This window comes from Chromobacterium sp. IIBBL 290-4 (genome assembly GCF_024207115.1).
Taxonomy (GTDB): domain Bacteria; phylum Pseudomonadota; class Gammaproteobacteria; order Burkholderiales; family Chromobacteriaceae; genus Chromobacterium.
The window spans coordinates 646,024-658,435 of sequence record NZ_CP100128.1; the positions used below are offsets into that span (position 1 = coordinate 646,024).

12 protein-coding genes are annotated in these 12,412 nt (G+C 63.2%); 9 read left to right on the forward strand and 3 right to left on the reverse strand.

Going from position 1 to position 12,412, the window contains the following annotated elements:
• Nucleotides 1–99 precede the first annotated feature (99 nt).
• The 5 genes from aroQ (at nucleotide 100) to NKT35_RS02965 (ending at nucleotide 4,566) form a co-directional block, all read left to right on the forward strand.
• Nucleotides 100–570 (forward strand): type II 3-dehydroquinate dehydratase, encoded by a 471-nt coding sequence (gene aroQ, locus NKT35_RS02945; RefSeq protein WP_254301338.1) that lies wholly within the window; start codon nucleotides 100–102, stop codon nucleotides 568–570.
• A gap of 34 nt (nucleotides 571–604) precedes the next feature.
• Nucleotides 605–1,063, forward strand: a complete 459-nt coding sequence (accB, locus tag NKT35_RS02950; protein WP_254298703.1) for an acetyl-CoA carboxylase biotin carboxyl carrier protein — start codon at nucleotides 605–607, stop codon at nucleotides 1,061–1,063.
• Nucleotides 1,064–1,187: 124 nt separating this feature from the next.
• Nucleotides 1,188–2,546, forward strand: a complete 1,359-nt coding sequence (accC, locus tag NKT35_RS02955) for an acetyl-CoA carboxylase biotin carboxylase subunit (RefSeq protein WP_254298705.1) — start codon at nucleotides 1,188–1,190, stop codon at nucleotides 2,544–2,546.
• Nucleotides 2,546–3,442, forward strand: a complete 897-nt coding sequence (prmA, locus tag NKT35_RS02960) for a 50S ribosomal protein L11 methyltransferase (RefSeq protein ID WP_254298707.1) — start codon at nucleotides 2,546–2,548, stop codon at nucleotides 3,440–3,442. The genes accC and prmA overlap by 1 nt, the downstream gene beginning before the upstream one ends.
• Entirely contained in the window at nucleotides 3,439–4,566 is a 1,128-nt protein-coding gene (locus NKT35_RS02965; protein ID WP_254298710.1) for a DUF3426 domain-containing protein, read from the forward strand. The genes prmA and NKT35_RS02965 overlap by 4 nt, the downstream gene beginning before the upstream one ends.
• 45 nt (nucleotides 4,567–4,611) lie before the next feature.
• On the opposite strand, the gene NKT35_RS02970 is transcribed toward NKT35_RS02965, so the two are convergent.
• Both NKT35_RS02970 and NKT35_RS02975 read right to left on the reverse strand, forming a co-directional pair.
• Nucleotides 4,612–4,935, reverse strand: coding sequence for a hypothetical protein (locus tag NKT35_RS02970; RefSeq protein ID WP_254298713.1), 324 nt, complete (start codon nucleotides 4,933–4,935; stop codon nucleotides 4,612–4,614).
• A gap of 108 nt (nucleotides 4,936–5,043) precedes the next feature.
• Nucleotides 5,044–5,952 (reverse strand): LysR family transcriptional regulator, encoded by a 909-nt coding sequence (locus NKT35_RS02975; RefSeq protein WP_254298715.1) that lies wholly within the window; start codon nucleotides 5,950–5,952, stop codon nucleotides 5,044–5,046.
• A gap of 104 nt (nucleotides 5,953–6,056) precedes the next feature.
• On the opposite strand from NKT35_RS02975, the gene NKT35_RS02980 reads away from it, so the two are divergent.
• The 4 genes from NKT35_RS02980 to ptsG all read left to right on the forward strand — a co-directional run bounded on the left by NKT35_RS02980 (nucleotide 6,057) and on the right by ptsG (nucleotide 11,500).
• Entirely contained in the window at nucleotides 6,057–6,449 is a 393-nt protein-coding gene (locus NKT35_RS02980; RefSeq protein ID WP_254298716.1) for a DoxX family protein, read from the forward strand.
• Complete coding sequence (locus NKT35_RS02985; protein ID WP_254298717.1) at nucleotides 6,449–6,823, forward strand: hypothetical protein; 375 nt, start codon at nucleotides 6,449–6,451, stop codon at nucleotides 6,821–6,823. Before NKT35_RS02980 ends, NKT35_RS02985 begins: the two co-directional genes overlap by 1 nt.
• Before the next feature lie 215 nt (nucleotides 6,824–7,038).
• Nucleotides 7,039–9,552 carry a phosphoenolpyruvate--protein phosphotransferase gene (gene ptsP / locus NKT35_RS02990; protein ID WP_256493435.1) on the forward strand — a complete coding sequence of 838 codons (2,514 nt, stop codon included), beginning with the start codon at nucleotides 7,039–7,041 and terminating at the stop codon, nucleotides 9,550–9,552.
• Between the two features lie 175 nt (nucleotides 9,553–9,727).
• Nucleotides 9,728–11,500, forward strand: coding sequence for a PTS glucose transporter subunit IIBC (gene ptsG, locus NKT35_RS02995; protein WP_254298719.1), 1,773 nt, complete (start codon nucleotides 9,728–9,730; stop codon nucleotides 11,498–11,500).
• A gap of 65 nt (nucleotides 11,501–11,565) precedes the next feature.
• On the opposite strand, the gene NKT35_RS03000 is transcribed toward ptsG, so the two are convergent.
• The gene (locus tag NKT35_RS03000) at nucleotides 11,566–12,369 is read right to left on the reverse strand and encodes a Cof-type HAD-IIB family hydrolase (protein ID WP_254298720.1); all 804 of its coding nucleotides are present in this window, start codon (nucleotides 12,367–12,369) and stop codon (nucleotides 11,566–11,568) included.
• Between the last annotated feature and the right edge of the window lie 43 nt (nucleotides 12,370–12,412).

Genomic DNA, 12,412 nt, shown 5'->3' on the forward strand with positions numbered 1-12,412 from the left:
CCATGCTCGAAATCACTATAGTCCGCACTTGAACGGGTGTTTTAATTTCGGTAATTGCTGGACACTTTGCGGCGAATTGCGGCAAACTCGCGGCCAATGATGAAAAACAGGAGTCTGGCCTTGAGCCGATCCATCCTCGTGCTGCACGGCCCCAACCTCAACCTTTTGGGCGTGAGGGAGCCTCAACACTATGGTAGCGATACTCTGGACGACATCAACCAGCGCCTGTCGCGACAGGCCAAGGCGGCAGGTTACGCCTTGTCGGCATTGCAAAGCAACGCCGAGCACATTCTGATAGAACGCATACACCAATGCCTGGATGACGGCACCGCCTTCATCCTGATCAATCCGGCGGCTTTCACCCACACCAGCGTCGCTCTGCGCGACGCGCTGGCGGCGGTGAAAGTGCCGTTCATTGAAATTCATCTATCCAACGTCCACGCCCGCGAACCCTTCCGCCAGCATTCGTATTTTTCCGATCTGGCGGTCGGCGTGATTTGCGGCTTGGGCGCCCATGGTTACGAGCTGGCCCTGGCGCACGCGCTGCGTCGCCTGGAAGCGACAGCCTGACCACTCTCACAGAACACCATTCGAAGGATCGACAATGGACCTGCGTAAACTGAAAAAACTGATCGACTTGGTCGAAGAGTCCGGCATCGCCGAACTGGAAGTGACCGAGGGCGAAGAAAAAGTCCGCATCACCCGCGTCTCCTCGGCGCCGCAAGCCGCGTTCGCCCAGCCGATGGCCCAGATGTACGCCGCCCCGACGGCAGCGCCGGCCGCCGCTCCGGCCGCCGCCGCTCCTGCCGCCGCGCCGGCCGCCGACACCCAGAACGCGATGAAGTCGCCGATGGTCGGCACCTTCTACCGTTCGCCGAGCCCGGGCTCCAAGTCTTTCATCGAAGTGGGCCAGAGCGTGGCCGCCGGCGATACGCTGTGCATCATCGAAGCGATGAAGCTGATGAACGAGATCGAAGCCGATCGTTCCGGCGTGGTCAAGGCCATCCTGGTGGAAGACGGCCAGCCGGTGGAATACGGCGAACCGCTGTTCGTGATCGAGTAAGCCTCGAACGACATCGCGAGATTCAGGGCACGGCCAAGGTCTGTGCCCTTGTCGTTTGACGTGACAGCATTGGCCCCCGGCCCAGGCCCTAGCCCTGACCGGGATCAGCCAGCGGAGAAAATCCATGTTCGAAAAAATACTGATCGCCAACCGTGGTGAAATCGCACTGCGCATCCAGCGCGCCTGCCGCGAGATGGGCATCAAGACCGTGGTGGTGCATTCCGAGGCCGACCGCGACGCCAAATACGTGAAACTGGCCGACGAATCGGTGTGCATCGGCCCGGCCCCGTCGGCCAAGAGCTACCTCAACGTGCCGGCGCTGATCGCCGCCGCCGAGGTGACCGACGCCCAGGCCATCCACCCCGGCTACGGCTTCCTGTCGGAAAACGCCGACTTCGCCGAGCGCGTGGAGCAATCCGGCTTCGTCTTCATCGGCCCGCGCCCGGAAACCATCCGCACCATGGGCGACAAAGTGTCGGCCAAGCACGCGATGATCGCGGCCGGCGTGCCTTGCGTGCCCGGTTCGGACGGCGCGTTGCCGGATGATCCGGTGGAAATCACCAAGATCGCCAAGAAAATCGGCTATCCGGTCATCATCAAGGCTTCCGGCGGCGGCGGCGGTCGCGGCATGCGCGTAGTGCATTCCGAAGGCGCGCTGATCAATGCGGTGCAGATGACCCGCACCGAAGCGGGCGCGGCGTTCGGCAATCCGACCGTCTACATGGAAAAATTCCTGGAGCAGCCGCGCCACATCGAGATCCAGGTGCTGGCCGACGAATACGGCAACGCCATCTATCTGGGCGAACGCGACTGCTCGATGCAGCGCCGCCACCAGAAGATCATCGAAGAGGCGCCGGCCCCCGGCATCACCGACAAGCAACGCCAGAAAATCGGCGAAGCCTGCGCCGAAGCCTGCCGCCGCATCGGCTATCGCGGCGCCGGCACTTTCGAATTCCTGTACGAAAACGGCGAGTTCTACTTCATCGAGATGAACACCCGCGTGCAGGTGGAGCATCCGGTGACCGAAATGATCACCGGCGTGGACATCGTGCAGGAGCAGATCCGCATCGCCGCCGGCGAGAAACTGCGCTATAAGCAAAAAGACATCGTGATCGCCGGCCATGCCATGGAATGCCGCATCAATGCCGAGGACCCGTTCACCTTCGTGCCGTCTCCCGGCAAGATCGAGAGCTACCACCCGGCCGGCGGCCCCGGCATCCGCATCGACTCGCACATCTACCAAGGCTATGTGGTGCCTTCGCACTACGACTCCATGGTGGGCAAGCTGATCTCCTACGGCGACACCCGCGAGCAGGCGATGGCGCGGATGCGCGTGGCGCTGAGCGAAATGGCCATCTCCGGCATCAAGACCAATATTCCGCTGCACCAGGAACTGTTCCTGGATGCGGCCTTCCAGCGCGGCGGCACCAGCATTCACTACCTGGAGCACCGCCTGGCGCAACAGAAAAAAGGGAGCATCTGATGGCATGGTTGCAAGCCACCATTGATTCCGATTCCGCCGTGGCGGAAAAACTGGCCGACGCGCTGATGGACGCCGGCGCCCTGTCCACCGCCATCGAAGACGCATGGGCCGGCACCGACAAGGAACAACCCATCTTCGGCGAACCGGGCGAGCCGGTGGACCAGCTGTGGAGCCAAAGCCGCATCATCACGCTGTTCGACGAAGAGTCCGATCCGGCGCTGTTGATCGCCGCCGCCGCCAACGCCTGCCAGCTGGCCATGCCGAGCTACAAGATCGAACGCGTGGAAGAGCAGGACTGGGTGCGTCTGACGCAATCTCAGTTCGAGCCCATCCGCATTTCCGACCGGCTGTGGATCACCCCGACCTGGCACGACGCGCCGTCGCCGGACGCGGTGAATCTGCAGCTGGACCCGGGCCTGGCCTTCGGCACCGGCAGCCACCCCACCACGCGGCTATGCCTGCAGTGGCTGGACAAGCAGCTGCAAGGCAATGAAAGCGTGCTCGACTACGGCTGCGGCTCCGGCATCCTGGCCATCGCCGCGCTGAAGCTAGGCGCCGCCTCCGCCGTCGGCATCGACATCGACCAGCAGGCCGTTCGCGCCAGTAAGGACAATGCCGAGCAGAACAATGTGCAGGCGGACTTCTTCCTGCCGGACGCGAATCCGCAAGCCCAGTACGACGTGGTGCTGGCCAATATTCTGGCCAATCCGCTCCGCATGTTGGGCGACTTGCTGGCAAGCCATGTGAAAACCGGTGGTAGAATCGTGCTTTCCGGCATCCTCGCCGAACAAGCCGACGAATTGTCCGCCATCTACAGCCAGTGGTTCGAGATGGACGCGCCGGTGTTCGACGAAGGGTGGACACGATTGACAGGAACCCGACGCGCCCAGGTATGACGTATACGACTCAGTGCCCCAACTGCCAGACCCGCTTCAAGGTCAATGATGCCCAGTTAGCAGCCGCCAATGGACTGGTGCGCTGCGGGCGCTGTTCGCACGTATTCCAGGCGCCGGATCATTTCGTCGTCACCCAGCCGGCTCTCGAGCCGGCCCCCCTTCCCACTTTCGCCGCGCCGCCGCAAGCGCCCGCTCAGCCGGAGCCGCAAGCGGAACGCGATCCCATGGACGATTTCGAGCTGGAAGTGCCGGCCGATTTCGACCCGCAGCACAGCGCCGACGTCGCCCTCCTTCCGCCCGACGAGCCTTTGCTGGAGCCGCCAGCCGCCATCCGCCATGAAGCCGCGGCGACAGCCACGCCGGCGGAGCCCGCTCCTCGGCAAGAGGACATGGAAGAATTCCAGCGCGCGCTGGCCGAGGCGATGCAGAATCGCCATGCCACCGCGCCGATAGGCAATCCCTTCGACGACGCCCATCCCGCGCCCGCCGTGGAAGCGCCGGCTGAGCCTGAGGTGTACGGCAGCCGCCGCCGCGCCGATACGCCGCCGCCGGAAAATCTGCGCCCGGTTCCGCAGCCGGAACCCTTGTTCACCGACGCGGACGCGGAGGAAGAGGAAGAGGCCCGCCATCAGAAAAACCCGGCGGCCTGGGTCAACGCCTTGCTGGCCGTGCTGGCCACGGTGGGCATCCTGGCCCTGGCCGCGCAACTGGTGTACATCAACCGCACCCGCATCGCCGCTGAAGTGCCGGAATCGCGCCCGGCGCTGGAAAGCCTGTGCCGCGCGCTGGATTGCCAGGTGCCCTGGCCGACCGATATCGCCTATATCCGTACCGAATGGTCCGAGCTGGCCTTCGTGCCGGACTATCCCAATCTGATCCAGCTGTCGGCGACGCTGAAAAACCACGCTCAATACGCGCAGGCGTATCCGATGCTGGAAGTCACGCTGAAGGACAGCGATGATCAAGTGCTGATCCGCAAGGTATTCACGCCCAAGGAATATCTAAAGCCGGACGATCTGAAGCTGGGACGCTTCAACCCCAACTCCGAAGCGAAGATCACCATGCGGCTGGATGCCGGCAAGGTGCATGCGATGGGCTACAGCCTGTACTGGTTCTACCCCTGAGACACTGAAGAATCGGGCGCTGCCTGCCATCGGCGCCCCAGCGCTTCAGCGCGCGTCTTCCGGCACGAACTCAAAGTCCTGGCTCAAGCTGCGATTGGCTGGACATTGATACTCGCGCAAGGCGTTTTTGATCGCCACGCGAAAACTGCTGCGGTACTCCGGCGGCACATGGTCATAGTCTATGCGCTGCACATCGCTGTAACGCCCATCCGCCCCGGTAGTGAAAGTCACATGCACCACGCCGCCTACATCATCCCTCAAAGCTTGCAATGGATAACGCGGCGCCGCCGTTTGCCCGCACGTGGCGGCCCAAGCAGGCGCAGCAGCGCTCAGCGCCAATACGCATGCCCATGCAGATAGCTTGCCCATGTCTTTCTCCCTAAACAAATGAATAAACGGCGCGCCGCAAGCGGCCGCCGTTTTCGTTATAGGGACAGGAAGAATGTTTTTTATTAGAACAATATCAAATAGATACACCTATCTGCCGCTTGATCCGCCTCCGGCGGAAAAGCGCTCTTCCAGATATTCGACAAACGCCCTGACTTTGCCCGGCACATGGCGGCGCACCGGATACACCACCGACAAGTCCAGACAATGCCAGTCATAGTCCGGCAGAATCGCCACCAGGCTGCCGTCGGCCAAGGCTTTCTCCAGCAGAAAGCGCGGCTGCAGCACAATGCCGATGCCATTCACCGCCGCATCGGTCAGCACATCGCCGTTATTGGCCCTGAGCGGGCCTTTTACCCTCACCTTGTCCTGGCTGCCGTCCGGCGCGCGGTAATCCCAGACATTCGGCTGAGAAGTCAGCGCGTACAACAAACACTGATGCTCGGCCAATTCGGCCGGATGGCGCGGCTCGCCATGCTTGGCCAGATAATCCGGAGAAGCGGCCACCAGATCACGGATCTGCGCCAGGCGTTTCGCCACCAGCGTGGAGTCGGCCATATTGGATACCCGCAAGGCCAGGTCAAAGCCCTCCTCCACCAAGTCCACCCGCCGGTCGTTCAGGCTCAGCTCCACCTCGATGCGCGGATGGATCTGATGAAAGCCGCCGACGATGCCTCCCAGATAGCGCATGCCGAAGGAAACCGGCGCCGATACCCTCAAGCGCCCCACCGGCTCGCTAGCCCCATGCGACAGGCGGGCATCCAGCTCGTCCAGCTCCGCCAGCAAGCTGCCGGCCTCCGCGAGATAAGTCTCTCCCGCTTCGGTCAAGGACAGCTTGCGAGTGGTGCGATGCATCAGGCGCGCGCCGAGACGGTTTTCCAGCGCCGCCACCAGCTTGGTCACCATCGCCCGCGACAACTCCAGCCTATCCGCCGCCGCGACGAAGCTGCCTAGTTCAGCCACCGCGACGAAGGCGCGTATTTCCGAGAAACGGTCCATTTTATTTCTTAAAAGTAAACAATAATTTTAAAAAACAGATGTTTATTGAATATAACGCCAATGGTTAAATAGCGCCATACTCATCGACACCAAGGAATGCCCACATGAACCGCCTGCAAAACCCCTATCTTGCCGCCCTGACGCTGCGCCTGGCCCTCGGCCTGATGTACCTGTCCCATGGCGCGCTGAAGCTGTTTGTTTTCGGCCCAGCCGGCACCGCCGCTTACTTCTCCAGCCTGGGTCTGCCCGGCTTCATGGGCTACTTCGCCATTCTGATCGAGATCGGCGGCGGCCTGCTGATCCTGGCCGGCATCCAGGCGCGCTGGGTGGCCTTGCTGTTGATACCGCAACTATTGGGCGCCATCGTTCTGGTGCACGCCGCCAATGGCTGGATGTTCGCCAATGCCGGCGGCGGCTGGGAATACCCGGCCTTCCTGATCGCCGCCTCGCTGGCCTTGTTCCTGCAAGGACAACCGGAACGGCAAGCCAGCCGCTGATGACGCTACGCCCCGCCACGCGGGGCGTTCATTTTTCCGCCATGCCGAACGCGCCGAAGCCCCGACTCAGCCACGGCAAGCACACCGCGCCGCCCTCAAAAAGAGGACCAAGCAGAATCAGGCGCTTTGCCTGCGGCGCCATGCCGCTGCGCCGCGCTTTTAAGCGCCCGCCCAGCCTTGACTTATCCTCTGTTCCCGCCCCGGCGACTCGCGCTCTCGACGCAATCACCAAAATGCAACAGCCATGTTTCACGCATCCCGGCTATCAATCCGAAGCGACGTTCCACGCCCGCCATTCATTGCTGCGGCGCAACATCCAATCAAAACAATTTCAACTTGCACATTTTCTTGATTGCCATCAAGCTGCTGCGTAATTTGCATGTAGTTTAACTACAAAGTTGGCAAGATATAGACAAGCCCGGTCGCGCTGGCAGACAGGCCTGAGTCTGCTTATTATTGTCGCATCCTGTCAGGACAAGTCGCACTGCTAGGTGTACCCTAACGGTCCGCTTGCCGCGGTATAAAATAACAGCTTAATTGACGCTCGTAATAAAACGACTGGAATTATCCACGAATTGAGGAGTTTCGCATGGGCACCCCCGCACCAAGACTCGACGTCCTGGCCCCCCTTTCCGGGTGGCTCGTTCCCTTGGACAGCGTTCCGGACCCGGTATTCGCCGGCAAAATGGTTGGCGACGGCGTTTCGCTCGACCCCACCTCCGGCAGCCTGTTGGCGCCGGTCAGCGGCGTGGTCAGCAACCTGCACTCCGCGCATCACGCGCTCACCATCACCACCGCCGAAGGCGTGGAAGTGATGGTGCACATCGGCATCGACACCGTGATGCTGAAAGGCCAAGGCTTCTTCCCGCTGGTGGAACAAGGCCAGCAAGTGAAAGCCGGCCAAGCCGTCATCGATTTCGACATCGACCTGGTCGGCCGCAGCGCCGCCAGCTTGCTCACCCAGATCATCATCACCAATGGCGAAGCCGTCGCGCAGATGAAGCCCGCCAGCGGCATGGTCAACGCCGGCCGCGACGTGGTGCTGTCGCTGCAGTTGGCCAATGGCAAGGATGTGCTGCAAAGCCAACTGGGCGAGCCGCAACTGTCGTCCGACATCACCATCGGCAACCCGGCCGGCCTGCATGCCCGTCCCGCCGCGGTGTTCGCCAGCAAGGCCAAAGCCTTCTCCTCCGACATCCAGCTGTTGCTGGACGGCAAATCCGCCAACGCCAAATCGGTGGTCGCCATCATGGGCCTGGCCACCAAGCTGGGCGATGTGGTGCGCATTCAGGCTCAGGGCGGCGACGCCGTGCTGGCCATCGCCGAACTGACCCAGTTGCTGCTGGACCGCTGCGGCGAAAAGCCGGGCGAAGCGCCGCAAGCGCCGGCCGAAGCCGCCGCCTCGGCTCAACAGGAAGACAGTGCCACCCAATTGGCCGGCGTCGGCGCTTCGCCGGGCCTGGCCATCGGCCGCATTGTCCACCATCGCCTGCAAGAATTCGACGTGCCCGAGCAAGGCAAAGGCGCCAATATCGAGCAGCAGAACTTCGCTCGCTCCACCGAAGAGGCCGCGGCGCAGATCGAACTGGTCAAGGTGCAACTGACCGACCCGGCCAAGCAAGCCATCCTGTCCATGCACCAGGAACTGCTGCAAGACCCGGACCTGCTGGCGCAAACCTACGCCGGCCTCGCCGACGGCAAGTCCGCCGCCTGGTCCTGGCGCGCGGCCTTCAGCGCCTATTCCGCCCGCCTGGAAGCGCAGGACAACGCCTTGCTGCGCGAACGCGCCAATGACATCCGCGACGTGGGCCGCCGCGTGCTGGCCTTGCTGGCCGGCGTGAAGCAGGCCTCGCTGGATCTGCCGGCCGGCTCCATCCTGATCGCCGAAGACCTGGCCCCGTCCGACACCGCCTCGCTGGATCCGTCCAAGGTGATGGGTTTCTGTACCCGCACCGGCGGCGCCACCAGCCACGTCGCCATTCTGGCCCGCTCGCTGGGCATCCCGGCCATCTGCGGCATCTCCCAGGCCGCGCTGAAGCTGCCGGAAGGCCTGCAAGTGATTCTGAACGGCAATGAAGGCACGCTGGCCATCGCCCCGACGGCGGAAGACCTGGCTGCCGCCGAGCAAGACATCGCCCGCCTGGCCGAGCGCCGCGCGGCAGAAGCCAAGCTGTCCATGCAGCCGGCCCTGACCAGCGACGGCGTGCGCATCGACGTGGTGGCCAATATCCGCAACGCCGCCGACGCGCGCGAAGCGGTGGCCAAGGGCGCCGAAGGCGTGGGCCTGCTGCGTTCGGAATTCCTGTTCGACAACCGCGACACCGCCCCGTCGGAACGCGAACAAGCGGCCGAATACTGCGCGGTGGCTGAAGCGCTGGGCAAGAACCGCCCGCTGGTGGTGCGCACGCTGGACGTGGGCGGCGACAAGCCGCTGTCCTACCTGCCGCTGCCCAAGGAAGACAACCCCTTCCTCGGCCTGCGCGGCATCCGCGTGAGCCTGGACCGTCCGGATCTGCTGCGCACCCAGTTGCGCGCCATTCTGCAAGCCGCGCCGCTGACCCAGCTGCACATCATGTTCCCTATGGTGGCCTCGCTGGAGGAGCTGCGCGCCGCCAAGGCCATCCTGGCGGAAGAGCAAGCCTCCACCGGCGTGACCGACGTCAAGGTCGGCATCATGGTGGAAGTGCCTTCCGCCGCCGTGCTGGCCGCGCGCTTCGCGCCGGAAGTGGACTTCTTCTCCATCGGCACCAATGACCTGACCCAATACGTACTGGCGATGGACCGCGGCCATCCGCAACTGGCCAAGCAAGCCGACGCGCTGCACCCGGCGGTGCTGGCGATGATCGCGCTGACCTGCGAAGGCGCCCGCGCTCACGGCAAGTGGGTGGGCGTGTGCGGCGGCCTGGCCTCGGACGAACGCGCCGCGCCGGTGCTGGTCGGCATAGGCGTGACCGAGCTGTCGGTCAGCACCCCGGCCGTCGCTTCGGTCAAGGCCACGCTGGCGCGCTGGAGTCTGGCGGAATGCCAGCAACTGGCCCAAGACGCGCTGGCGCTGTCCACCGCCGCCGATGTGCGCCATTACCTGAATCAACACGCTCGTTAATAAGGATAAGTCCCGGCGCGGGCCGGGTTCGCGGCGCTGGATGGGGAGACCTTCGGGGCAATCCGATGCCATCCGGCGCCACTCAAGCGAGCCAGGCGGGCGATGGGGCTTTATAGAGGGGACGGCGTCACAGCCGCTCGACATTCCATAAGCATGTCAAAGCAGGATAATAATCATGTTTAGTCAATCATTCGCTTTTCTGCAGAAGATAGGCAAATCGCTGATGCTGCCGGTGTCAGTTTTGCCGGTCGCCGGTCTGCTGCTGGGCATCGGCGCCACCGATTTCCACACCACGAATAGCATCGCCCTGGCGATTCTGTCCTTGATGAAGAACTCCGGCGACGTGATCTTCGGCAACCTGCCGCTGATCTTCGCCGTAGGCGTGGCGCTCGGCTTCACCGAAAACGACGGCGTGGCTGCCATCGCCGCCGTGATCGGCCACCTGGTCACCACCGTGACCCTGGGCGTCATGGCCACGCTGATGGGCATCAAGCCCGACACCATCATGGGCCTGCCGTCGATCCAGACCGGCGTGTTCGGCGGCATTCTCGCCGGCTGCCTGGCGGCCTATATGTTCAACCGCTTCTACCGGATCAAGCTGCCCGAATACCTGGGCTTCTTCGCCGGCAAGCGCTTCGTGCCCATCATCACCGCCATCAGCGCCATCGTGCTGGGCGTCGTGCTGTCCTTTGTTTGGCCCCCGATCGGCAACGCCATCAAGTCGTTCTCGCAATGGGCCGCCGTAAGCGATCCGCGCACCGCCGCCACCGTGTACGGTTTCTTCGAGCGCATGCTGATCCCGTTCGGCCTGCACCACATCTGGAACGTGCCGTTCTTCTTTGAAATCGGCAACTTCCCGGATCCGACCACCGGCAAGATCATCCACGGCGACATCAACCGCTTCTTCGCGGGCGACCCGACCGCCGGCATCCTGTCCGGCGCCTTCCTGTTCAAGATGTTCGGCCTGCCGGCCGCCGCCATCGCCATCTGGCATTCGGCCAAACCGGAAAACCGCGCCAAGGTAGGCGGCATCATGATCTCGGCCGCGCTGACCTCCTTCCTGACCGGCATCACCGAACCGATCGAGTTCTCCTTCCTGTTCGTCGCTCCGGTGCTGTACCTGATCCACGCCGTGCTGGCCGCTTCCACCCAATTCGTGGCCAATACGCTGGACATGCACATGGGCTTTACCTTCTCGCAGGGCGGCATCGACTTTCTGATGTTCAACCTGATCGGCGACAAGGCCAAGCACGCGACCTATGTCTTCATCCTCGGCCCGATCTACGCCGTGATCTACTACAGCGTGTTCCGCTTCGTGATCGCCAAGTTCAACCTGAAGACCCCGGGCCGCGAAGATGAAAGCGTGGAAACCGTCGGCCCTGTCAGCGAAGACCAGCGCGCCCGCGAACTGGTGCTGGCCTTCGGCGGCCGCTCCAACATCCGCAGCCTGGACGCTTGCATCACCCGTCTGCGCATCGCGGTGCAAGACACCGCCAAGGTTGACCAAGCCAAGCTGAAAGCCTTGGGCGCCTCTGGCGTGGTAGTGGTCGGCAGCGGCATCCAGGCCATTTTCGGACCGCTGTCCGAAAACATGAAGACCGATATGGAAATCTACCTGCGCAGCGCCGGCAGCGACGCCGAACTGTCCGCCGCCCCGGCAGCCGCCAAACCGGCTCCGGCAGCAGCCGCGCCGGCAGCAAGCGCAGCCGCGGCGCCGCAAGCCAATGTATCCGCGCTGAAGCAAGCGCTGGGCGGCGCGGCCAATCTGGCCAAGGTGGAAGCCATCGCCCACACCCGCCTGCGCGTGGAACTGAAGGATGCGGCCAGCTTCAATGAAGAAGCCGCCCGCGCCGCCGGCGTAGTAGCAGTGATGCAAGTGTCTCCAGGCACGCTGCATTTGATCGTCGGCGAACAAGCCGCCGCGCTCGCTTCGGCATTGCAAGCCTGATCGCAGCCTTAAGCGCAAAAAACGCCAGCAGGTTTCTGCTGGCGTTTTTCATTTCACTTCGCGCATCAATCAGCCAAGGCGAACGCTTCGCGCAAATGCCGCGCCATGCCGGAATCGGCATGGTGATAGATTTGCTCGGCATCGGGCAGCGCGCCGCGCAATCGGGCATGCGCGTTGCCCATCAGCCGCGGATGGCCGGCGGTGCGCAGCAGCTCGACATCGTTCTGGCCGTCGCCGAAGGCGATGCAGGTTTCGGCTGCCAGCCCCAGCTTATCCAACACCAGCTTCAAGGCTTCGCCCTTGGACACGCCCGCAGCCATGACCTCCAGGCAGAAATCCAGCGAGAAGGTGATGTACAGCCTGTCGCCGTAACGCTCGCGCAGCACGCGCTCCAGGCCAAGCAAATGTTCATGCGGCGCGACGTACAGCACCTTGTAGACGCCCTCCCCGCCATGGCCTTGCAGATCGGCCACGGCATAAGGCGGCTCCTCCTCCCGGATCAGCGCGTCCAGCAAAGGCGAGCGGCGATTGGCCAGCCAGTTCTCATCCATGAAGTAGTGCATGGCGACATCGCCTGAAAACTCCGGCGCGGAAATCTCCCTTACCAGCTCGGCCTCGATATCAATGCCGAAGATCAGCTCGTCCTCCTCGCCATGCACGCGCGCGCCGTTGGAGCTGATCAGGTAGGCCGGCACGCCCAAGGCCTCGCGCACCGCGCGGACATCGCGATAATGCCGTCCCGTGGCCAGCACCAGCGCCACGCCTCGCGCGCGCAAAGCCTGCAAAGTAGCCGCGGTCAGCGGCGTGACGGCATGATGCTGGTCCAGCAAAGTGCCGTCCAGGTCGGTGGCGATCAGGCGGTAGGGCATGACGAGTCTCCAGAGAAAAACCGATTATAACGGGGACAATTAT